The sequence below is a fragment of the Bacillus sp. 1NLA3E genome, from assembly GCF_000242895.2.
In the GTDB taxonomy this organism is placed as follows: Bacteria; Bacillota; Bacilli; order Bacillales; family Cytobacillaceae; genus Bacillus_BU.
On the sequence record NC_021171.1, the window covers coordinates 2,262,835 to 2,286,225 of the forward strand.

General features: G+C 39.1%; 21 protein-coding genes and 3 rRNA genes. 15 read left to right on the forward strand and 9 right to left on the reverse strand.

Annotated elements, in window-relative coordinates; translation table 11 throughout:
• Positions 1–28: 28 nt before the first annotated feature.
• The 6 genes from B1NLA3E_RS10810 to B1NLA3E_RS10840 form a co-directional block, all read right to left on the reverse strand.
• Complete coding sequence (locus tag B1NLA3E_RS10810) at positions 29–817, reverse strand: Cof-type HAD-IIB family hydrolase (protein WP_015593882.1); 789 nt, start codon at positions 815–817, stop codon at positions 29–31.
• A 217-nt stretch (positions 818–1,034) separates the two neighbouring features.
• Entirely contained in the window at positions 1,035–1,682 is a 648-nt protein-coding gene (locus B1NLA3E_RS10815) for a glycoside hydrolase domain-containing protein (RefSeq protein WP_015593883.1), read from the reverse strand.
• Between the two features lie 325 nt (positions 1,683–2,007).
• Positions 2,008–3,210 (reverse strand): threonine ammonia-lyase, encoded by a 1,203-nt coding sequence (gene ilvA / locus B1NLA3E_RS10820; RefSeq protein ID WP_015593884.1) that lies wholly within the window; start codon positions 3,208–3,210, stop codon positions 2,008–2,010.
• Positions 3,211–3,322: 112 nt separating this feature from the next.
• Positions 3,323–3,457 carry a BA3454 family stress response protein gene (locus tag B1NLA3E_RS10825; protein ID WP_041580459.1) on the reverse strand — a complete coding sequence of 45 codons (135 nt, stop codon included), beginning with the start codon at positions 3,455–3,457 and terminating at the stop codon, positions 3,323–3,325.
• A gap of 416 nt (positions 3,458–3,873) precedes the next feature.
• Positions 3,874–5,412: an MDR family MFS transporter gene (locus B1NLA3E_RS10835; protein WP_015593885.1), complete on the reverse strand. Its 1,539-nt coding sequence runs from the start codon at positions 5,410–5,412 to the stop codon at positions 3,874–3,876.
• A 172-nt stretch (positions 5,413–5,584) separates the two neighbouring features.
• On the reverse strand, positions 5,585–5,935 hold the full coding sequence (locus B1NLA3E_RS10840) for a YqzG/YhdC family protein (RefSeq protein WP_015593886.1): 351 nt from the start codon (positions 5,933–5,935) through the stop codon (positions 5,585–5,587).
• Between the two features lie 195 nt (positions 5,936–6,130).
• Between B1NLA3E_RS10840 and B1NLA3E_RS10845 the strand changes: the two genes are divergently transcribed.
• The 8 genes from B1NLA3E_RS10845 (at position 6,131) to rrf (ending at position 15,247) form a co-directional block, all read left to right on the forward strand.
• Positions 6,131–6,709, forward strand: coding sequence for a spore coat protein (locus B1NLA3E_RS10845; RefSeq protein WP_015593887.1), 579 nt, complete (start codon positions 6,131–6,133; stop codon positions 6,707–6,709).
• Between the two features lie 116 nt (positions 6,710–6,825).
• Positions 6,826–7,101 (forward strand): hypothetical protein, encoded by a 276-nt coding sequence (locus B1NLA3E_RS10850; RefSeq protein ID WP_015593888.1) that lies wholly within the window; start codon positions 6,826–6,828, stop codon positions 7,099–7,101.
• 220 nt (positions 7,102–7,321) lie between these two features.
• On the forward strand, positions 7,322–8,497 hold the full coding sequence (tnpB, locus tag B1NLA3E_RS10855; RefSeq protein ID WP_015593889.1) for an IS200/IS605 family element RNA-guided endonuclease TnpB: 1,176 nt from the start codon (positions 7,322–7,324) through the stop codon (positions 8,495–8,497).
• Positions 8,498–8,660: 163 nt separating this feature from the next.
• Positions 8,661–8,927 (forward strand): hypothetical protein, encoded by a 267-nt coding sequence (locus B1NLA3E_RS10860; RefSeq protein WP_015593890.1) that lies wholly within the window; start codon positions 8,661–8,663, stop codon positions 8,925–8,927.
• Positions 8,928–9,075: 148 nt separating this feature from the next.
• Positions 9,076–9,486 (forward strand): hypothetical protein, encoded by a 411-nt coding sequence (locus B1NLA3E_RS10865; protein ID WP_015593891.1) that lies wholly within the window; start codon positions 9,076–9,078, stop codon positions 9,484–9,486.
• A 762-nt stretch (positions 9,487–10,248) separates the two neighbouring features.
• Positions 10,249–11,797 (forward strand): 16S ribosomal RNA (locus tag B1NLA3E_RS10870).
• A 322-nt stretch (positions 11,798–12,119) separates the two neighbouring features.
• Positions 12,120–15,056 (forward strand): 23S ribosomal RNA (locus B1NLA3E_RS10875).
• A 74-nt stretch (positions 15,057–15,130) separates the two neighbouring features.
• Positions 15,131–15,247 (forward strand): 5S ribosomal RNA (gene rrf, locus B1NLA3E_RS10880).
• Together the 16S, 23S and 5S rRNA genes form the textbook arrangement of a ribosomal RNA operon.
• A gap of 580 nt (positions 15,248–15,827) precedes the next feature.
• Here the strand turns inward: rrf and B1NLA3E_RS10885 are convergent.
• A complete protein-coding gene (locus tag B1NLA3E_RS10885; RefSeq protein WP_015593892.1) occupies positions 15,828–16,457 on the reverse strand; it encodes a LysE family transporter in 630 nt (209 codons plus the stop codon).
• Between the two features lie 181 nt (positions 16,458–16,638).
• On the opposite strand from B1NLA3E_RS10885, the gene B1NLA3E_RS10890 reads away from it, so the two are divergent.
• From B1NLA3E_RS10890 to B1NLA3E_RS10900, 3 genes are all read left to right on the forward strand, one after another.
• Positions 16,639–17,463 carry a tyrosine-type recombinase/integrase gene (locus B1NLA3E_RS10890; protein ID WP_268870674.1) on the forward strand — a complete coding sequence of 275 codons (825 nt, stop codon included), beginning with the start codon at positions 16,639–16,641 and terminating at the stop codon, positions 17,461–17,463.
• Positions 17,464–17,681: 218 nt separating this feature from the next.
• Positions 17,682–19,358 carry a DUF6044 family protein gene (locus B1NLA3E_RS25630; protein ID WP_015593894.1) on the forward strand — a complete coding sequence of 559 codons (1,677 nt, stop codon included), beginning with the start codon at positions 17,682–17,684 and terminating at the stop codon, positions 19,356–19,358.
• 19 nt (positions 19,359–19,377) lie between these two features.
• Positions 19,378–20,421, forward strand: a complete 1,044-nt coding sequence (locus tag B1NLA3E_RS10900; RefSeq protein ID WP_015593895.1) for a glycosyltransferase family 2 protein — start codon at positions 19,378–19,380, stop codon at positions 20,419–20,421.
• A 29-nt stretch (positions 20,422–20,450) separates the two neighbouring features.
• Here the strand turns inward: B1NLA3E_RS10900 and B1NLA3E_RS10905 are convergent, their stop codons facing one another.
• Positions 20,451–20,726 (reverse strand): YqhV family protein, encoded by a 276-nt coding sequence (locus B1NLA3E_RS10905; protein ID WP_015593896.1) that lies wholly within the window; start codon positions 20,724–20,726, stop codon positions 20,451–20,453.
• Between the two features lie 114 nt (positions 20,727–20,840).
• On the opposite strand from B1NLA3E_RS10905, the gene B1NLA3E_RS25300 reads away from it, so the two are divergent.
• Together B1NLA3E_RS25300 and B1NLA3E_RS10915 are read left to right on the forward strand one after the other, a co-directional pair.
• Positions 20,841–21,002 carry a hypothetical protein gene (locus tag B1NLA3E_RS25300; RefSeq protein WP_015593897.1) on the forward strand — a complete coding sequence of 54 codons (162 nt, stop codon included), beginning with the start codon at positions 20,841–20,843 and terminating at the stop codon, positions 21,000–21,002.
• 142 nt (positions 21,003–21,144) lie between these two features.
• Complete coding sequence (locus B1NLA3E_RS10915) at positions 21,145–21,759, forward strand: NUDIX hydrolase (RefSeq protein WP_015593898.1); 615 nt, start codon at positions 21,145–21,147, stop codon at positions 21,757–21,759.
• 194 nt (positions 21,760–21,953) lie between these two features.
• On the opposite strand, the gene B1NLA3E_RS23910 is transcribed toward B1NLA3E_RS10915, so the two are convergent.
• Entirely contained in the window at positions 21,954–22,040 is an 87-nt protein-coding gene (locus tag B1NLA3E_RS23910; protein WP_041580462.1) for a YjcZ family sporulation protein, read from the reverse strand.
• Positions 22,041–22,247: 207 nt separating this feature from the next.
• Between B1NLA3E_RS23910 and B1NLA3E_RS10925 the strand changes: the two genes are divergently transcribed.
• Complete coding sequence (locus tag B1NLA3E_RS10925; protein WP_015593899.1) at positions 22,248–22,475, forward strand: IDEAL domain-containing protein; 228 nt, start codon at positions 22,248–22,250, stop codon at positions 22,473–22,475.
• Between the two features lie 140 nt (positions 22,476–22,615).
• Positions 22,616–23,287: a GntR family transcriptional regulator gene (locus B1NLA3E_RS10930; RefSeq protein WP_041580463.1), complete on the forward strand. Its 672-nt coding sequence runs from the start codon at positions 22,616–22,618 to the stop codon at positions 23,285–23,287.
• The last annotated feature ends 104 nt before the right edge of the window (positions 23,288–23,391 follow it).

The following is a 23,391-nucleotide window of genomic DNA, read 5'->3' on the forward strand; positions in this document are numbered from 1 at the left end:
TCGGTTCCTTGGTTAAGTTAAAAAATATTTATTTAAGCAAGCCTAACGATTTTAATCCATTATAAATCCCAGAGTCATTAACAGTTGAAGTAGTATGTTTCGCATAGGAAAATAAATCAGGATGTCCATTTCCCATCGCAAAACCTTCCCCGACGAAAGAAATCATTTCTTTATCGTTAAGACCATCCCCAAACGCAATAGAATGCTCTCGTGGAATGTTCAAATGCTCCAACATGGATTGAACCGCGACCCCTTTATTGACATTTTCCATAATAACATCAAAGCAGTGGTGCATTCCTGCCACGTTGACTGGTGATAAAAAGATTCCATCAAACTTAGGATAATAGATCCGTTCGCTTTGTTCATTCGTAATCACAGTCATGGCTAATATATCATTCATGATATTTGTGGTGAATAATTTGTTCTTTCTAAGATCAAATTCATTTAAAAAATCTTTAACCCGTGGAGACTCCAAATTGGTAGGGAGGTTATTAGTCCTTGTGTAAAAAATCAAATCATGATTTTTATTTTCGGCAACACTTAAGTATTCCGTTACGATCTCATGTTTCATATATTCCTTGAAAACTTCCTGTCCTTTATAAATGGCGAACGCACCATTGTAGGCGATAAAAGAGTCGATTTTCAGTTCTTTGGCTGTGTCCAATATTTCGTGAAGAGGTCTGCCAGTCGCCAAAACGACTTCGATTCCTTTCTTTTTCATTTCGTTAATTGCAGTGATTGTTGATTCTTCAATAGTATGGTCTGGTCGCAATATTGTGCCGTCCATATCTAAGAATAATATTTCATAATCTTTCATAGCTGAAACTCCTAACATTTTGTATTAATCCCAAATAAATGTAATGTAAATCATTAATATGGTTATAGAATAGCATAGTCAAACTGGTAATCGTAGTATTTTTGATCACCAACTGTGAAGGAGCTGATAACTAAAAAAGGGCTTACCGGTTTATATCGGTAGCCATTCAATAGGATCCCTAGTATTCAAGAATATAAAAATGAAAACTTATTATATTTCACCATAAAAGATCAAATAATCTTAGATTAATTAGATTAGTATCGATTTGATACTCCTTGTCGTCTCTTCCATATTGCCAGCCCCAAACATTGGATTGACAGGGAGGTTTTGATGGCCTAAACCTTGGGGCGTTTCTAGCCCTTGAGACCCCAGTTTCAGGTCTTGCGCTCCATAAAACGACTTGGTTTCCAAGATCACTATTTTTTGAAATTGCCTCACAGTATCCTTGTTGGAAAATTTTTTTTATCGGATCAAAGTAGATTCCCGCTTTATAGTCATTAGTATACATCGTATTGATATACCCGTTGATCCATGCTGCATCAACAGCAAAATTTCTTTCAATATATGCAAATAGGATTTTTCCCTTAGGAAACCCGAGTCTCTTTGCGTGGTAAATCATATTCTTTGCAACAGTTCTTCCCTGACGTTCCCCCGTTGCATGTGTAAAGTTGCTATATATTGGCATGATTTTCGTTCCGCTATTTCTAAGTAAAGAAATTTCGTCTCTCGTTAATCCGTTCGCAGCATTTGGAACTGTAACTAAATATCTTCCCCAAAATAATGGCTTGCCAAATTGATTTAAAACACATTCATATAATTCTTTGTCCACTGTTGCCGCCGAGTCAACTCCCCAGATGTGGTTCAATCCATTCCTTCTCCTTTCGGGAAAAAGCTGTAATCATACAATATATGTGTTTGGGTTGGATTCATTCTTATAAATGAAAGAAACCCGCCATTGGGGTTAACCGGCGGGTTTCTTTCATAATTGGCTGTGTTAAAGCTCGTTGATTTTTGGCACAATGTTGATTGGAGAGGAAGGTCCTCGACTCCTGCGGGAGCAGCGGGACAGGTGAGACCCCGCAGGCGCTTAGCGCCGAGGAGGCTCACCGCCCGCCCCGCGGAAAGCGAGCACCTGGAGCGGAAATCAACATTCTAATATAACACAGCCTAATAATTAGAAATGGAAAGAATCACTGGATAATTTCGTATCCTTTGTTAATCAGTTCTTTAAAGATGTGTTCAACATGGGTATGATTTTTGGTTTCCAAGGATAATTGTAGAACTGCGTAACCTGGATAAATTTTTTCACCCATGTGCTCGAGTGAGAGGTTCAATACATTTGCCTCTAATAATGTAATGATACCAAGAAGTTTTTCGAGTTCACCTGGCTTGTCTTTAAGTGAGAGACCGAAATGAACAAACCTTCCTGCTTCAACCATTCCACGTTCAATAATGCGTGAAATAAAACTAACATCAACATTTCCACCGCTTATTACTGCAACTGCTTTTTTTCCTTCAATAGGAATTTTTTGATACAGAAGAGAAGCTAGTGAGCTAGCTCCTGACCCTTCAACGAGAAGTTTATTTCGTTCAAGAATCATTAGCATTGTTCTTGCTATTTCCATTTCGTCAACACAGAATATCTCATCAACGTATTTTTGAACGATTTGGAAGGTAAGCTCACCGGGTTTTTTTACGGCAATCCCATCGGCCATGGTAGGCATTGAATTAATGGATACTACTTTATTCTCATGTAATGATTGTTTCATGCTAGGACAGGCAAGTGCCTCAACGCCATAGATTTTTACTGATGGCTTCATTTCTTTAATAGCTAGGGCAAGTCCTGCTATCAATCCACCACCACCAACTGGGCAGACCACAACTTCTACTTCAGGTAGTTGATCGAGTATTTCAAGGCCAACCGTTCCTTGTCCCGCAATAACGAGGTGATCATCAAAGGGATGGACAAAAGCTGCTCCAGTTTTATCTTTTAATTCAAGGGCATAGTCTAATGCCTCATCAAAAACCGAGCCGTATAATTCAACCTCTGCACCATAATGTCTCGTCGCTTGAATTTTACTTAGTGGTGCACCTTTGGGCATAACAATCGTACATGGAATATTTAATAAATGGCTTGAAAATGCTACTCCTTGTGCATGGTTTCCAGCGGAGGCGGCAATCACGCCTTTACTTATTTCTTCTTTTTTAAGGGAACTCATTTTATTAAAGGACCCTCTAACTTTAAAGGATCCTGTTTTTTGGAGATTTTCTAGTTTTAAATAGATTTCATTTTTGGCAATAGAACTAAAAGTTTTGGAATAATCAAGAGGGGTTTTATGAATCATTCCTTGCATTTTTTCTTGAGCACTGTATATATCATTCAGTAAAATCATTAATCATATGCCTCCTCCCCCTTATTCTTTAACGAGGCATGGCTGATTATTCTTTAAAGGTTTCGAAAATGTGGGGGAGTGAAACGATGTGGTTTTTTAGTGATTTTCATTTTTAATGAGACCACTGTCTTTTAACTTGTTCAAACGCGACTTGTTTAATTACATCTTCTTTTTCCTCTTTATCTGTTAAAACATTTGTTAAATAATTCTTACCAAGATAATTAATTGTCACCGTTACCTTAATCATAATAAATTGCTCCCTTCATCATTTTTTATTAAAGATAGATTTGAAAGATTTTTTGAATAGAAGAAGACCTTCTAAGCAGTTTGGATTGCGGAAAGATTACCGCAGTAGTTGAGGAATACAACTAAGGCTAAAACAGGTACTAAAGGGTTACTTTAGATTGGCTAAAGTAAGAGAAGATGTCTTTTAAGGAAATAGAAATCGTGGAACTTAAAAGATATTGTTACTATTATATGATCCTGATAAAGGGAATATCAAGAACATATGCTCGACAAATTTTTCCTGTTTTATCAGTTAACCAACCTATTTTTGTCGTTTGTCATATGTTTTCATTCTATTTTGTCGGATATAGTGGGAAATATTCAATAATATTTGCGCATAATGAAAAAAACACCGGAAAAAATATCCGGTGTTCATGATTAAGAACGGTGGTTAGCGTCACCCTTTTTACCAATTTCTATTCGTGCATTTCCCATAAATACGATGGTAATGGCTGAAAGAACAACTGGAATTAATGCTAGCATAAAAATGGATGTTATCGAGTCTGACATAGCATTGACTATTTTGTCTAAAATAAATCCAGGAATTTCTGCACGTTGGTCGGCTTGGAATATTTGTTGTGGGTCATTCATATTAAACATGCCAGATCCACCTTGACCACCGGCTCCTTGCAAGCCTTTAAAAGCCTCCTTAAGCTTATCAGTAAAGACGTTGTGTTGGATTGTTCCAAATATCGTAACTCCCAAAGTCATACCCAATGACCGTAAAAAGGAGTTCGTTGAGTTTGCAGAACCACGATAGCGTGGATCTAAATTATGAATTGAGGCAGTGGGTAAAAGTGAAAATGAAAATCCCATCCCAAAACCTACCATAATCATATAAAGAGTTAAAAGCCAGCGGGCTGTATCAGGTGTTAAAGTTCCAAGTAAATACATTCCAGCAAAATAGGCAACAACTGAAATAGACATTAATTTCCTGAAAGTGGTTTTAGTCTGGAAAATCCCTCCAATGGCGCTACCGGCAACAGATCCTAACATCATCGGTGTAAGAATTAATCCAGCGTTTGATGCTGTACCACCGTAAACAGCTTGTACAAAAATAGGGATAAACACAGCAAGAATAACGAAGGTAGCCCCGTATAAAAATGCGAGAATTTGTGAGGTGGCAAACAATCTACTTTTAAACATCCAAAATGAAATAATCGGCTCTTGTGCTTTTGTTTCTGCGATAATAAAAACGATAAAGAAAAGAGCGAAGCTGCTTAATAATCCAATAATTTGAATGGACGTCCAATCGTACTCCTTGCCACCCAATTCAAGGGCAAACATTAGGCTTACGATGGCAATGACCAATGTAATTGCTCCAACCCAGTCAATTCTTTGCTTTTTATGCTGAGGGGATTCTATATAATTGCGAAGAATCAAGAATAATGAAGCGATCCCGATAGGAACGTTTATGTAAAAAACCCAATGCCAGCTAATATATTCAGTAATATAAGCTCCTAAAAGTGGACCTAAGACACTTGCAACTCCAAATGTAGCCCCGAGAAGACCAGTCATTTTTCCTCGTCTTTCTGGAGGGAACACATCAAAAACAATTGTAAAAGCAATTGGAAGCAGTGCACCACCACCAATTCCTTGAATCGCACGAAAAACACTTAGTTGAACCATACTCTGTGCGATTCCACATAATGCGGAGCCTAAAAGGAAGACAATTAATCCGAAAACATAAAACCGTTTCCTTCCATACATATCTGATAGCTTTCCAAAAATCGGCATTCCTGCCATTACTGCGACCATATAGGCTGAAGTAACCCAGACAAATTTGTCGAACCCACCCAGGTCTGCCACAATTGTCCCCATTGCTGTAGCAACAATCGTATTATCCATCGCTGACATTAGGATTCCAAGTAATAATCCGGCCACAACAAGTTTTAAATTTGATTCCTCATTTACCATGTGATTTCTCCTTCAATAAGATAATAAATAAATCATTTCAAAAAAATAATGCTCCAAAACCAATCTAAAGTGTATTGGCTAGCTATTTCTTTGTCAACTTTTTTAATGGTCTTATAAGATAATGAAGGAGTGGTTTTGAAGTTTATCAATTGAAGGTAGAGGAATTGACTGGTCATTTTATAGTTTCTTTGAAAGAAATTTTTTTGATTTTTTCAGTTTTTGTTTCAAATACAATTGTAATATAAACACCGAATTCTTTATTGTCCTCAATTAACCAAAGTTTAAATTTCTCAATGGTTTCATCGGGTTTTGTAATTCTTCCTATATGCAAGTAATCAACAATTTCGGCTTTAGGATACCTAGTTTTTGTTTCCTTCATTGCAAGTCGTCCCCATTTTGCATAGGGAGGAATCGGTTTTTGCTCAATACTGATGGTAGTGCCGTTTGCAACTTGAGATGGGTAAGCAAATAGGAATATAGCCAAACAGATATAGACAATTTTTGAAAGATAACATAACTTCATTATAATGCACCTCATTCCGTTAATATTCATTTCTTATTATTGGCGGATAGTACTGAAATATGCCACTTCTAACAAAGTATGACCGTTCTTCTTTTCCAATTTGGCAAAATTCACATAGAATAAGTTTCTCAAAAGAGGGCGAATATAAGTTTGGAATTTCCTTAATTCTAAATTGGCTTACTAAAGGGGATTAATATGACTTATCATCAACTTGGAGCACATGAGGTATTAGAGTTACATGAGGTTTTATGTCATTCTATTAACGTTTTGAACCTGTTCCATTTATATGAACCGCATATTCGTGATCAAGAACTGAAAAGGATCATAAAGCATCAAACACAATTTATGACTAACGAATATAATCAACTAGTAAATATAACGAACGTACATTCTGAAATCGTTGAACATAATGAACAAAAAGATTCAACGTTGGATTTTGAGCCCAGATATGGGCTGGATCAGCCAATACAATCTTATCCAAAACCTTTTCTTCGCCAGTTAACGGATTCTGATATTGCATCAGGTATGTTGAACTTGCATAAGACATTGGCGGAAAAGAAATTAACATCCTCACTAGAATGTGCAGATTTAAGCTTAAGAGAGGGGCTCTTACAAGGTGTGAAAAATTGTGCCGATCAGGCCTATGAAATTTTTCAATATATGAATGTTAGAGGATATTACCAAGTTCCAAAGTTAGCAAATCAGGACGATGTCTTAAATCAATATCAAGAAGCGCCAGACCCTAATCTTTTTCATAATGGATTACAGTCATAATTAAAAAACTGGAGGTGAAAATAATGCAAACGATGCAACAACATATTTCAATGCATATTAACCAATGCCGCCAAATGGCTTAGCAACTTATTCAACAAACACAGCAGGGTAATCAAATGTACAATCATATGCTGCAACAGGAGCAACGAAATGCACAAATGCTTGAACAGTTGGTACAAAGGGAGAGGCAGACAGCTCAATTTATTCAGCAAAACTTGCAAAGTCATGAAAAATCGATTCAAAAGTGTCAAGAATTGATAGAGGTTTGCAATCAAATGGAGCGGGAATTCGTGGGCCAAACAGCTTCTGAAACAACAATACCGCAATCATTAACGAATCAATCGTTTAAAATACCAGCGTATCAACCACAGTTTGGACAGTTCCTTCAGTAAGATCTATGTTAAAAAGAGGGTACTGCAACCTAGGTACCCTCTTTTTAAACGTTATGGCAAACATTTTTATCATCCTTCCGACAGAATACCCCTCCCTCAAGGAATGTGAAGGGTGAAGCCCAATGAGTAGGGAGGGGATGAATGTCGGTTGGCGATAGCCAAAACTTTCTTCCTTGTGTTATAATAGGAACAAATGTTCCTGTTCGGCGAGGTGAAATATATGCTAGTAAACAAGGCTTACAAGTTCCGCATCTACCCAAATAAAAAACAAATTGAACAGATAAACAAAACCATTGGCTGTTCAAGATTTGTTTTCAATTTCTTTCTTGGTAAACAAAAAGAAAAAGATGCTTACTGGTATATCGTCGAAGAAATGAGACAAAACGGTCAACTCACAGCGAATAACTGGAAAGGCAAATTCTTAAACAAATTTGAAACAGTGAAATCGCTTCCTGAACTGAAGAAACAGTACTCGTTTTTGAAAGAAGTCGATAGTATTGCTTTGCAAAAATCAGTAGAAAATTTAGCTGATTCCTATGGTCGCTACTACAAAAAGCAAAATAAACAACCACGCTTTAAGTCAAAAAAGAATCCAGTGCAATCTTATACAACAAAGTATACAAACGGAAATATAGCTATCATAGACAACCACATCAAACTCCCCAAACTAGGGTACGTCCGTTTTGCAAAAAGTCGTGAAGTCAAAGGTCGTATTATAAGTGCCACAATCAGAAGAAACCCCTCTGGTAAATATTTTGTTTCTTTAGCTACTGAATCGGAAGTTATTGCATTACTTAAAACCAATTCAGCAATTGGTATTGATGTAGGACTGAAAGATTTCGCTATTCTTTCGGATGGAACGATTTACCCTAATCCGAAGTTTTTTCGTTCATTAGAAGAAAAATTAGTCCATGCGCAAAGAGTTATGAGCAGACGAAAGATAGGGGGTGCGAACTGGTATAAAGCCAAAAGAAAAGTCGCATGTATTCATGAAAAAATTGTGAATTCAAGAAAAGATTATTTGGACAAGATTTCTTCCAAGATTGTCAAAAACCACGACATTATTGGGATGGAAGACTTGTCCGTATCGAACATGTTAAAGAACCACCATCTTGCTAAAGCAATCAGCGAAGTATCTTGGTCACAATTCAAATATATGATCGAATACAAAGCTAAATGGAACAACAGACAAGTGGTAACCGTTTCAAAAAACTTCGCTAGTAGTCAGCTTTGTTCTGGTTGTGGCTACAAAAACAAAGACGTTAAAAATCTCGGATTACGTGAATGGGAATGCCCTAAATGTCATACCTATCATAATCGAGATATTAACGCAGGAATCAATCTTAAAAACGAAGCCCTAAGACTTCTAACCGCAGGGACTGCGGGGATCGCCTAATCAATAACTGGTGGATACACTGGTGTTCTTAGGAATCCCCTTCTTCAAACAACCCGTAAGGGTGTTATGGAGGGGTAGTTCAATAGCTAATATTGTATCTAAAAATAAGTTAGTAATATTTGTTATTGGGTATACTAATAAATAGTCTGAAAGGAGTGGGGATATGAACTTATTAAATGGACAAATAATTTCAGGTAATTTTGACCAAGATATTAATAAATTTTCAGTCATGAAAATTAAGCAATTTTCCACTCAAACCGTTTTAAATGAGAAACAAACTAGTAGTTTGTATTATTATTTGAAAAGCCATTCAGATGAAGAGGATGGTCAGATTGTCACTTTATATGATCAAATGCCCATTAAACTATCGCAAAACGAGGTTAGCGGATTAATTGAAGACCTTGAAAGGATTCGTAAAATGTACATCTAATTAATAGAACGTAATAATACAAATATTTTTTAACGAGTAGCCCTAATAAATAGGGCTATTTTTTATTGACATTAATTTTTTTTGGTTAGAAAATAGGGTGGATGCTATTAGCTTTATATTTTTACTGATCCCACTGGAGGGAGAACGAATGTTAAACACAAAAAGACCACTAATTAATGCTGAGAAAATTTATAAAATATTAATGGGAATTGTTATAAAGTCTTATGAAAACGTAAAAGGGGAAGAAATCCTTTTATGTTTAGATTGTCTGGATGTAGATATCTATTTGGCCACTAACAATCACGAAGAATTTATTGAGGCGATAAAGGAAAATTTTGAGTTGGATCAAGATTATGAAATCGTTGATTATGATGGATACAGAGAACTAATGGAAGAACTCAATGAGAATTTTATTCTTTTCCATAGTACATCAGGACTTTTTGATTATTTTCCACCAGGGGAATACGAAGTGGAAGGGGAAATAAGGGAGCAGGAAAATGACTATTTAGCCCCAAAAGGTGTTTTTTACGCGCCATTTGAAGATGCTGTGAATAAATAATATTAATAAAGGCTTGGAAAGTACTGACTTTCCCAGCTTTTATTTCTTGGGAAAGCGCATAATCAGACATTATTCTATTTGTCAATGTTGAAATATGTCTAATTTTGAAGCGATGCGAAAAATGATTAATTTTTACTATTAATCCCTCTCTATAGTTTCGCCTTTCTTCTACTATAAATGGAATGATCCGAGAGGAAATTTGGCTTGATTATTCTAAAAGGCTGTCTTCGTAACCTTTGTTGCTATTTTTCAAAAGAGAAGTGTGGTTTATTTTCAAAGGTATGCCATTCAAAACTCGTTTAAAAACACCTATCTTTTAGAAACCATCCTTCTAAAAAGAAGAGGCATGGAAATGTTAATGTGGTCAATCGTAGAAATTGACATTCAAGTAATAGGGTGATATATTATTTAAGAACTCTTGGAAAATATGAAAATCTTTTAGTATGAAGGAATCATATTTAAGAGATTAGGTATTTCTATTTCGTTGAGGTTGACATTTTAGTTGTTAATCGTTATACTATTACAGTGTCATTGTGATAATGTCTACTATTTATTGCAGACGAACTTATGCTTGGTAATAATTACTAACTTCGCAGAAGTTGACATCTATGAGATGAAATGTTATGATAATAAAGTTCACTTCTGAACAATAAATTGTTCTTTGAAAACTAAACAAACAAACGTCAACAATATTATTTTTTAATAGTGTGAATGACTTCGGTCATGACACTAGCCAACGTAACTTTTATGAGTCAATCAACTTTCTTGGAGAGTTTGATCCTGGCTCAGGACGAACGCTGGCGGCGTGCCTAATACATGCAAGTCGAGCGGATTGATGGGAGCTTGCTCCCTGATATCAGCGGCGGACGGGTGAGTAACACGTGGGCAACCTGCCTGTAAGACTGGGATAACACCGGGAAACCGGTGCTAATACCGGATAATCCTTTTCCTCTCATGAGGAAAAGCTGAAAGTCGGTTTCGGCTGACACTTACAGATGGGCCCGCGGCGCATTAGCTAGTTGGTGAGGTAACGGCTCACCAAGGCGACGATGCGTAGCCGACCTGAGAGGGTGATCGGCCACACTGGGACTGAGACACGGCCCAGACTCCTACGGGAGGCAGCAGTAGGGAATCTTCCACAATGGACGAAAGTCTGATGGAGCAACGCCGCGTGAGCGATGAAGGCCTTCGGGTCGTAAAGCTCTGTTGTTAGGGAAGAACAAGTATCGGAGTAACTGCCGGTACCTTGACGGTACCTAACCAGAAAGCCACGGCTAACTACGTGCCAGCAGCCGCGGTAATACGTAGGTGGCAAGCGTTGTCCGGAATTATTGGGCGTAAAGCGCGCGCAGGCGGTTCCTTAAGTCTGATGTGAAAGCCCCCGGCTCAACCGGGGAGGGTCATTGGAAACTGGGGAACTTGAGTGCAGAAGAGAAGAGCGGAATTCCACGTGTAGCGGTGAAATGCGTAGAGATGTGGAGGAACACCAGTGGCGAAGGCGGCTCTTTGGTCTGTAACTGACGCTGAGGCGCGAAAGCGTGGGGAGCAAACAGGATTAGATACCCTGGTAGTCCACGCCGTAAACGATGAGTGCTAAGTGTTAGAGGGTTTCCGCCCTTTAGTGCTGCAGCTAACGCATTAAGCACTCCGCCTGGGGAGTACGGCCGCAAGGCTGAAACTCAAAGGAATTGACGGGGCCCGCACAAGCGGTGGAGCATGTGGTTTAATTCGAAGCAACGCGAAGAACCTTACCAGGTCTTGACATCCTCTGACACTCCTAGAGATAGGACGTTCCCCTTCGGGGGACAGAGTGACAGGTGGTGCATGGTTGTCGTCAGCTCGTGTCGTGAGATGTTGGGTTAAGTCCCGCAACGAGCGCAACCCTTGATCTTAGTTGCCAGCATTCAGTTGGGCACTCTAAGGTGACTGCCGGTGACAAACCGGAGGAAGGTGGGGATGACGTCAAATCATCATGCCCCTTATGACCTGGGCTACACACGTGCTACAATGGGTGGTACAAAGGGTTGCAAAACCGCGAGGTCGAGCCAATCCCATAAAACCACTCTCAGTTCGGATTGTAGGCTGCAACTCGCCTACATGAAGCTGGAATCGCTAGTAATCGCGGATCAGCATGCCGCGGTGAATACGTTCCCGGGCCTTGTACACACCGCCCGTCACACCACGAGAGTTTGTAACACCCGAAGTCGGTGGGGTAACCGTAAGGAGCCAGCCGCCTAAGGTGGGACAGATGATTGGGGTGAAGTCGTAACAAGGTAGCCGTATCGGAAGGTGCGGCTGGATCACCTCCTTTCTAAGGATATTGTCGTAAAGACAATCGGAACACAACACTTATAGTGATGTGATGTTGATGGTTTGTTTGTTTAGTTTTGAGAGAGCAATCTCTTAAAGCTTTTTTGTTCCTTGAAAACTAGATAATCGTAAGAAGAAGAATGTAAGACCGAGAAACACCACATTTAAACTTTCTTTCTTATTATAAGAAGAAAACCGAGACAAATCAGCAGCGAGAAGGTCGAGGAAGCAAGTGAACGAAGACCGGAGCGTACCTAGTCTGTACGTGAGGATCTGAGGGAATGAAGCTGACGAAGAGATTCGAAGCTGATCATTTGTCGCAAGGTTAAGTTAGAAAGGGCGCACGGTGGATGCCTTGGCACTAGGAGCCGATGAAGGACGGTACTAACACCGATATGCTTCGGGGAGCTGTAAGTAAGCTTTGATCCGGAGATTTCCGAATGGGGAAACCCACTGCTCGTAATGGAGTAGTATCTTTACCTGAATACATAGGGTATTGAAGGCAGACCCGGGGAACTGAAACATCTAAGTACCCGGAGGAAGAGAAAGCAAATGCGATTCCCTGAGTAGCGGCGAGCGAAACGGGAAATAGCCCAAACCAAGAGGCTTGCCTCTTGGGGTTGTAGGACACTCAACATGGAGTTACAAAGGAACGGGGTAAATGAAGAGGTCTGGAAAGGCCCGTCAAAGAAGGTAAAAACCCTGTAGTTGAAACTTCGTTCCCTCCTGAGTGGATCCTGAGTACGGCCGGACACGAGAAATCCGGTCGGAAGCAGGGAGGACCATCTCCCAAGGCTAAATACTACCTAGTGACCGATAGTGAACCAGTACCGTGAGGGAAAGGTGAAAAGCACCCCGGAAGGGGAGTGAAATAGATCCTGAAACCGTGTGCCTACAAGTAGTCAAAGCCCGTTAATGGGTGATGGCGTGCCTTTTGTAGAATGAACCGGCGAGTTACGATTACATGCAAGGTTAAGTTGATAAGACGGAGCCGCAGCGAAAGCGAGTCTGAATAGGGCGAATGAGTATGTGGTTGTAGACCCGAAACCAGGTGATCTACCCATGTCCAGGGTGAAGGTAGGGTAACACCTACTGGAGGCCCGAACCCACGCACGTTGAAAAGTGCGGGGATGAGGTGTGGGTAGCGGAGAAATTCCAATCGAACTTGGAGATAGCTGGTTCTCTCCGAAATAGCTTTAGGGCTAGCCTCACGTTGTAAGAGTCTTGGAGGTAGAGCACTGTTTGGACTAGGGGCCCTCATCGGGTTACCGAATTCAGACAAACTCCGAATGCCAAAGACTTATCCGTGGGAGTCAGACTGCGAGTGATAAGATCCGTAGTCAAAAGGGAAACAGCCCAGACCACCAGCTAAGGTCCCAAAGTATACGTTAAGTGGAAAAGGATGTGGAGTTGCTTAGACAACCAGGATGTTGGCTCAGAAGCAGCCACCATTTAAAGAGTGCGTAATAGCTCACTGGTCGAGTGACTCTGCGCCGAAAATGTACCGGGGCTAAACGTATCACCGAAGCTGTGGATTGACATCTTAGATGTCAGTGGTAGGAGAGCGTTCTAAGGGCGTTGAAGCTAGACCGTAAGGACTGGTGGAGCGCTTAGAAGTGAGAATGCCGGTATGAGTAGCGAAAGATGGGTGAGAATCCCATCCACCGAATGCCTAAGGTTTCCTGAGGAAGGCTCGTCCGCTCAGGGTTAGTCGGGACCTAAGCCGAGGCCGAAAGGCGTAGGCGATGGACAACAGGTTGATATTCCTGTACCACCTCTTTATCGTTTGAGCAATGGGGGGACGCAGAAGGATAGGGTAAGCGCGCTGTTGGATATGCGCGTCTAAGCAGTTAGGCTTGTAGCGAGGAAAATCCCGTTACCGTGAAGGCTAAGCTGTGATAGCGAGGGAAATATAGTACCGAAGTTCCTGATTTCACACTGCCTAGAAAAGCCTCTAGCGAGATAAAAGGTGCCCGTACCGCAAACCGACACAGGTAGGCGAGGAGAGAATCCTAAGGTGAGCGAGAGAACTCTCGTTAAGGAACTCGGCAAAATGACCCCGTAACTTCGGGAGAAGGGGTGCTCTTTAGGGTGAATAGCCTTGAAGAGCCGCAGTGAATAGGCCCAGGCGACTGTTTAGCAAAAACACAGGTCTCTGCAAAGCCGCAAGGCGAAGTATAGGGGCTGACGCCTGCCCGGTGCTGGAAGGTTAAGGGGAGAGGTTAGCCGCAAGGCGAAGCTTTGAACCGAAGCCCCAGTAAACGGCGGCCGTAACTATAACGGTCCTAAGGTAGCGAAATTCCTTGTCGGGTAAGTTCCGACCCGCACGAAAGGCGTAACGATCTGGGCACTGTCTCAACGAGAGACTCGGTGAAATTATAGTACCTGTGAAGATGCAGGTTACCCGCGACAGGACGGAAAGACCCCGTGGAGCTTTACTGTAGCCTGATATTGAATTTTGGTACAGCTTGTACAGGATAGGTAGGAGCCGTAGAAGCCGGAGCGCTAGCTTCGGTGGAGGCATTGGTGGGATACTACCCTGGCTGTATTGAAATTCTAACCCATACCCCTGATCGGGGTAGGAGACAGTGTCAGGTGGGCAGTTTGACTGGGGCGGTCGCCTCCTAAAGAGTAACGGAGGCGCCCAAAGGTTCCCTCAGAATGGTTGGAAATCATTCGTAGAGTGTAAAGGCACAAGGGAGCTTGACTGCGAGACCTACAAGTCGAGCAGGGACGAAAGTCGGGCTTAGTGATCCGGTGGTTCCGCATGGAAGGGCCATCGCTCAACGGATAAAAGCTACCCCGGGGATAACAGGCTTATCTCCCCCAAGAGTCCACATCGACGGGGAGGTTTGGCACCTCGATGTCGGCTCATCGCATCCTGGGGCTGTAGTCGGTCCCAAGGGTTGGGCTGTTCGCCCATTAAAGCGGTACGCGAGCTGGGTTCAGAACGTCGTGAGACAGTTCGGTCCCTATCCGTCGTGGGCGCAGGAAATTTGAGAGGAGCTGTCCTTAGTACGAGAGGACCGGGATGGACGCACCGCTGGTGTACCAGTTGTCTTGCCAAAGGCATAGCTGGGTAGCTATGTGCGGAAGGGATAAGTGCTGAAAGCATCTAAGCATGAAGCCCCCCTCAAGATGAGATTTCCCATAGCGCAAGCTAGTAAGATCCCTGAAAGATGATCAGGTTGATAGGTCAGAGGTGGAAGCGCGGTGACGTGTGGAGCTGACTGATACTAATCGATCGAGGACTTAACCAAAAACGGTGTTATTGGTTTTACAACTTCTTCTGCATTATCTAGTTTTGAGGGAATGAAAATTCCCAATTAAATAGTCTGGTGGCGATAGCGAGAAGGTCACACCCGTTCCCATACCGAACACGGAAGTTAAGCTTCTCAGCGCCGATGGTAGTTGGGGGTTCTCCCCCTGTGAGAGTAGGACGTTGCCGGGCACATGAAGAACAACTCATTGGGGTTGTTCTTTTTTTTGTATAAAAATGTCCGAAGGGACAATAAAGGACCTGTCAGCGCTTCAGGGTGAATCAGAGATGGCAGTGGATTACTCGCCTTGTTAGCACTTGTAGTAAAGATATCGAGATTGGGACGAGGTTTGTTGCCACGTGGAAAAGTGTTCATGCGGACACCGATGCCGCTATTAATGAATAAAGGAATGTTTTTGATAGGTTAACGGACACTAGAGTCTTTATTCGTTAGTAAGCAGGCATGATCCAGTGGTTTTTATGAAAATAAGGTATCCTGTGTCCTGTAAATCTAAAAAATGGGTAATTTTATAAAAATAAGGTCCTCTGTGTCCGTTTGGGTTTAAATGGTCGAAGGATAAGAGGATTAGCTAAGAAGCATCAATCTTAGTCCATATTGGACTGGATTATTACTTCAGCAATTTGCGGTGCAATTTTTATGCATTTTACTTTACATTTTAGTGTGTAAATTATATTTTGCGATAGATAACGGAACCCGTTTCAAATGAGGTATTCTTTTTTGTATAAAAAATATTCGAAATGAATCTTCTTCTTACGAAAAAAATAACTTCTTTATCGCTTCACAACCAAAATAGGATCCAAAGCTAATCAATGATAAACCAGATATAATTGAAATTATCTTTAGCAGAAAAGGTGATAGATACATTCGAAAGGTGCTAGCCATTAACGCCATTGTAATATCCCAAATTAATAACCCACAAAAAATCGCAGAGCTATACAATATTAATTGGTCATTACTAAAGCTTGTTGCCGTTTTTGCTAATACTGACCCATATATTCCTAACCAGAAAAGGATCGTTAAAGGGTTAGAAATTGACATGAAAAATCCAGATAAAAATGATCTATACAACGGTTCGTGATTTCGTAAGCTGTTTTCTGAAGTTTTTCCAGCTCCAATGAGGCTCTCAATACCTGTGTATATTAGTACAAAGCAACCGAACGACCAAAGAAAGGTTTGGATAATTGGTTTTTCTAAAAATTGTACAAAACCTAGATAAACAATAATCATATAAAAGCTATCTGCAATCATAGCTCCTAATCCTACAAACCAGGAATGGAAAAAGCCATTTTTAATTCCCCTCTCAATTTGTGCAGCATTAATAGGTCCAATTGGTGCAGCTAAAGATAATCCTAAAAAAACATAACTTAGAAAAATAGACAAATTTAAATTCCTCCTTCATAAAACATTGCTCGTACATATTATTCAAAAGGAGAGGCGTGTACTCCTAATTTGTTTATTTATAAAAATATTCGCAGAAATTTACTTTATTGAAACAACCTGATAAAATAGAATAAAATGAACAATATAAAGAGGAGGCTGACCCCTGGAAAACGGTAGAGCGATTCTAAACGAGTTTCGTGAGTGGTTGATTAAAAAGGGAAAGTCAAACAATACGGTTAAAACGTATATTGGTGTTCTTGAATCCTTTAATGATTGGTTAAAGAGGTCTGAACCGTCTTTAAAAGAATTGAAGTCAAATCATATTCAAGCCTATATTGATTATTTAGAAGAGAAACAATTGAGTGTGGGGACGATTGAAAAAGCGTTTGCCGTAATCAGTGTGTTTACTAAATTTCTTGAAAAGCCCCAGTTAATGGTGAATGTCCACAGAAAAGTCGTATCGAAAACCGAGGAAATTCCAGAGTCATTAAATCCTTACGAAAAAATAAACCTTCTTAGACAAATAGAATTGGACGGAAACCTTAGGAATAGCGTTATTGTATATACGTTATTACAAACCGGAATTCGTGTTTCAGAACTTTGCTACTTAAATTGTTCAGATGTCGATTTGTCGGATGAAAAAGGAAACTTAACCGTACGAAAAGAGAATGGTGAAATTGATCGAATCATCCCTATTTCAAGGGACCTTAGACAGCAGTTTAAAAGCTATTTTACTGCTGAAAAAGGGAAGACCGAAAATGATCCATTGTTTTTATCAAGTTTAAAAAGTAGGATGACCACCCGTTCCGTTCAATACATGTTACAAAAGTACCATGTTCATCCACATAAATTACGGCATACCTTTTGCCAAGAGTTAATTAACCACGGAGTAGATATTAGAACTGTTGCAAAATTAGCTGGACATCGTGATATCAATGTCACTAGGCGATATACAAAAAATTTTGAAGCAGATTTAGAAACAGCAATAAACCAAACTTTTGCTTGAAAAATATTACAATTTAATTATCTTTATTTGCTGCCTATTTCTTTTAGGCAGTATTTTTGTCGTGTAAATATTGACAGTACCAAACCATAAATAGAGCTTTCATCGATTTTCTACACTAAAAAACATCAATGAAAGGAATATATTTTCCTATTTTTGCAAACGTTAAAAACAATCATTTGGATCCAACATTATTTAAATCTACTCTTGAGGTGTAACAGATGAAGGATAATCAAATGAATAAGGAAAAGTTCTTAATTTGCTTGGCATTTTTAATAATCATAGTTTATTTGTCGCCTCTGTTTATTTTAGGGGAGAATGCGCATATCCGTGTACATGATAATTTAGATTCTAACATTGCGTGGTATAAAGTACTGGCGAAAAGTGGAATGTTATTTGGTGGGTTTGAAGCAACCATACCGCAAATTATCAACGGACTTCCCCGAAATGCATTTGGGTCAGAATTCAGTGGAATTGTCTGGTTATATGTATTATTTCCAACAACAGTTGCTTATGGATTAAGTCAAGCCATCACTCGCATAATTGCGTTCCTTGGGATGTACATTCTGCTAAAAGATCACTTTTTAGTATTAAACAGGTATATGAATATTCGGGTTGGAGTGGCTTTGGCATTTGCCATAACACCGTTTTGGCCATCGGGAATGCTAAGTACGTTAGGGATGCCACTTGCACTTTGGGTATTTTTGAATATTAGAAAGGGAATTCAGTCTTGGAAGAATAGTATTATTCTTACTTTATTGCCTTTTTACTCAAGTATTGTTCTTGGTTTTTTCTTTTTTTTAAGTGCAATGGGAGTCCTATGGGTTCGAGATGTAGTAAAAACTAAAAGGTGGAACATCCGTTTTATTTTAGCAGTTATGTATATGACATTGATCTATTTGTTAGTCGAGTATCGTTTGGTATACTCGTTTCTTTTTACTAAAGAACCTAACAGTCGTGATGAGTACTTTCATGCCCAATTACCATTTTGGCGTGCGTTCAAGCTAACTTTTAAAAATTATATTCTTGGCCACACTCATGTGATGACTGTTCATACCTTAGTTATTCTACCTGTTCTATTCTTTGCGTTTTATATGGTTTTGAAAAATAGAAGATGGAAGGAAGAAAGAGTATTTATTTGGTTGTTTTTTTTGAATTTTGCGCTATCGGTTTGGTATGCTTTTTGGTTTTATAAAGGATGGCAGCCAATGACTGAACGATTTCATTTTATGAATACATTTAATTTTGCAAGATTCCACTTTCTAAGGCCACTTGTGATTTATGTAAGCTTTGGACTTGGTTTAAAAATACTATGGGAACAATGTAAATCTTGGAAGACTGCAGTAAATTTTTTAATAATATGCCAAGTAATATTGTTGTCTTGTTATAATGATGAACTCATTTATCAAAAAAAACCGACAATTAAAGAATTCTATGCAGAAAATCAATTTCAAGAGATTAAAGATTATATTCACCGACCAATAGACGAGTACCGGGTTGCCAGCATTGGCCTTCATCCGGCAATTGCACAGTATAATGGCTTTTATACACTTGATAGCTATAATAATTTTTATCCACTCAAGTATAAGCATGAGTTTCGAAAAATTATTGAAAAAGAGTTAGATAAAAATCACTTGATAAAACGATATTTTGATAAATGGGGTGGAAGATGTTACTTTTTTACAGATGAACTAGGGAAATCCTATATGTTAAAAAAACATTCCAAGAAACAGTTAAAACATATTAATTTGAATTTAGTGCCTTTTAAAAAAATGGGAGGTCAATATTTGTTTTCTGGAATTCCTATTAAAAATGCAAAAGAAAATGGTCTTGCATTTGAAAAAGTTTTTGTTTCTAAAACATCTGCATGGAAAATATATTTGTATAAAGTGTTGTAATCGTCTGGAGGAAATAAACATGATGGAACCTACACTTACAATTGTCATCCCCTGTTATAACGAAGAGGAAACTCTTCCAGAGACGATTTCTCAATTAGATCGATACATGGATGAGTTAATTCAGGATAATATCATTTCCACGAATAGTAAACTTTTGTTTGTTGATGATGGTAGTAAAGACCAAACCTGGATGATGATTTATAAAGAGGGTTTGAAAAACGAACGGGTTAAGGGATTAAAGCTATCCCGAAATGTCGGGCATCAGAATGCTTTATTAGCAGGGCTTCTAACTGCAAAGGAAAGATCTGATTGTGTTATTTCCATCGATGCGGACCTGCAGGATGACATTCATGTCATTCGAGATTTCTTGGACAAATTTCAGGATGGTAATGAGATTGTTTACGGGGTCCGCCAAAATCGTAAGACCGACACCTATTTCAAACGAAGTACGGCGCAGGGATTTTACCGTTTAATGGGAAAAATGGGGGTTAATCTAGTTTATAATCACGCTGACTATCGACTAATGAGTAAACGAGTACTTGAGGAACTGGCCCGATTTGAGGAGGTCAATTTATTTTTACGGGGAATTGTGCCTCTGATTGGTTTCCGTTCAACTTGTGTTTATTATGACCGGAAAGAACGCCTTGCAGGAGAATCAAAATATCCAATAAAAAAAATGGTTGCTTTCGCATTTGATGGAGTTACTTCATTTTCGGTCACTCCGATTAGGCTAGTTCTTGTTTCGGGTTTTATTTCTTTCTTTGTCAGTCTGCTGTTTGGTCTTTATTTCTTTGCTTTGAAATTTTTTGGGACAACCGTAACAGGTTGGACTTCACTGATTACTTCAATTTGGTTAATAGGGGGATTACAGTTAATAGCGATTGGTTTAATCGGGGAGTATGTTGGTAAATTATATAAAGAATCGAAACGTCGTCCAAAATACATTGTCGATATTAACACGTTCCAACTTCCTGGTGTTTCTTTTCAATTCTCAACTAATCAGCGGCTTACAGGTGAAGCATATAGTCTAGATTTTACTCGTTATCCTGAATCAAATGGATAAATATAAATAAAATTGATTCTAAATGTGTTTCAAGTGCTTCTAACTCCGTATAAAATTAAAGCAACGCCGCCAAAAATCCAGAATATTTTTATGAGGGAAATTTTTTCTGCAAGCCCAAATAAGCCAATAGTTGTTGTGAGAATAAGGATTATAGGTCCAACAAGTGCTAAGCTGCTGTTTAATACTAGAGCTTTTTCAATATTATTAGACTTTAGGATAAGTAAGGCAACGATAATTTCGATACTGCCCGATACCATTCTTAATAAAGTCATCCCGACGATTGCTTTTTCAAAAATTGATAACATGATTTTCCCCCTCAGTTAACAAAGATACACTTTAGTATATGCTGATCAAATTTGAGTTAGGACAGGTTCATCGATAATTGGGTACCGCCAATATAAAAAAAGGATGTGTAATAGATGCCTAGAGGAAAAGAATTAGAACAGTTGCCAATGGCGAATATTGCTCCAGGTGCAGGGAAAGACGCTAGTCCAACAAATAGGGAGATATTAACGAGTGGGTATAGTAATGAAGGACCGTTTCCTAGTAAGGTGGGAGATCAAAAGAAGAAAAAGTTGTAGTGCGGGTGCTCCTCCTTTTTCACCAAGGGAAATAAGCTTGATAAGTTGTATAATAATATAAGAAACGATAACATTTGTCATATAGACCACATAGATAGAAGTATAATAGGGAAAAAGCATATTTCAATGCGGAGGAGAATAAATGGATGTAAATCAAATTTTGTTAAAGCTGCAAAATCGTGAGTCATCAATATTAGATAGCTCAAAGTTTTTGAAATTTGCCGTTCTTTTACCTCTAATTGAAAAGGACGATGGTCTTCATATTCTTTTTGAGGTTAGAGCCTACAATATGCGTCGGCAACCAGGGGAAATTTGTTTCCCAGGAGGAAAGGTAGACCCTGAGGATCAAAACGAGCAATACACTGCGATAAGAGAAACATCAGAGGAATTAGGGATACGACTAAATAGTATATCTAGTATATTTCCTTTAGATTACATGGTAACCGCATTTGGCAATATTATTTATCCTTTTCTAGGGGTGATTGATACCCCTGATGATATCGTACCGAATGAATCAGAAGTTGCAGAGATTTTTACCGTGCCATTAGAATATTTTCGAGAAGTAAAACCGGAAATTTTCAAGGTACATTTAGCGGCAAACCCTGAACCTAATTTCCCCTATGAGTTGATTATTGGTGGAGAAAATTATAAATGGCAAACTCGCCATGTGGACGAGTATTTTTACAAGTATCAGGATAAGGTTATTTGGGGCCTGACCGCGAGAATATTAAGTCACTTTCTCGAAGTACTAGAATAGCTTTATTGTGAGAGTCAATTTACACCAAATAACTAGGGACTATTCAAAAGTCGCAATACGCGACCTTTGAATAGTCCCTGGTTTGTTTTGTTTTTAATTAAATCAAAAAATCAATAGTGAATTCATGTGTTCAAAGAACTTTTATTATAAAAAAGAAGACTAACGAGAGCCCTCGTTAGTCTTTGTACGTAAAATTAGTAGCCAAATCTTGTTCCAACAATAATCAACAGGATAAAAAGCACGACAATTAACGCAAATCCAGCTCCACTTCCATAACTCATATCTTCACCCCCTTAGGACAATCTAAGGTATTATATGCTTGTCATTGAAAGTGTTGTGGGGGATTGACGAACTGTTTAAGCCTTTTTTACACTAAAACTCAGTTTTGTAAATTGAAATTTTAAATATTTTTATTTTCCCTATAAATAGTGTTGGAATAATCGAAAAATTATATTATAATATAAAAAAGGACAAGGAGTTGATTTCTTATGGATCATAAAATGCAAAAATTCATGAAAAACTACTACTCACAAACTCCCGAGCAGCAAGGTAACGAATTGAATGTTTCTGAGGCACTAATTGCCGAAATGGTGCTCGAAAAGTCCCTAGATGATTTTAGAAGAGAACAAATTAAAAAAGCTATCGATTTATCACTAGAGCAAAGAAATAAAGCAGAATTTCTCAGATTGGTTAAAGAATTAGAGAAAATTTCATAAAAAAGAGAAAATAAACCTAGTTTGCACTCTAGGTTTATTTTTTTAGGAATTCAATCGGTTAAGAAGATTCAGAACTATTGCTTTTTACGGCTATATGCGATATATTGCATATAATCATAAATTCAGAAAGGAGGATTAAGATGCCAGTCCCTCATAATTTTTCCTCGCCGGTTCGAATGTCTGCGAAAGAAAGAGCACTATCCCAGATACAAAGATGGATCATTGAAGGAACACTTGAACCTGGCGAGAAATTAATCGATGCAGAGCTGGCAGAGTCTTTAGGTGTCAGCAGAACTCCAATTAGGGAAGCATTGCAACTGTTGGAAGTGCAAGGATTGGTTTCGATGCATCCTGGCAAAGAAACTCGGGTTATGATTATTGAAAAAAAAGATATTTTAAAAATGTATCCGACGCTTGCAGCACTCTATGCTCTAGCTGCAGAGTACTCAGCACAGGTCATTTTACCAGAACAGATTGAAACTCTGAAACAACAAAATATGCTGTTTGCCAAAGCCATCGAATCGGGCCAGCCGTATCAAGCCATGGAAATTGATGAACAGTTCCATAATCTGATTGTAGAGGTATCGGATAATCCCTACATTGCCTCGTTTAGTGAATCATTGCAGATTCACATTAGAAGATTTAAGTATGTTTTTTTAAAGCAGCCCATCGCAGAGACATTAACTTCAGTTGAAGAGCATGCAGGTATCATATCCGCCTTAGAGCAACATGATGCAGAAACTGCATCAGTGAGGATGAAACAAAATGTAATCAGACCGATGCATGAATTGTATTCTTTCATTAAACTTTAGGCTGTGAAAGCTCAATGTTGATTTTTTGCACAATGTTGATTGGAGTGGAAGGCGCGAAGACTCCTGCGGGAGCAGCGGGACAGGTGAGACCCCGTAGGCGCTTA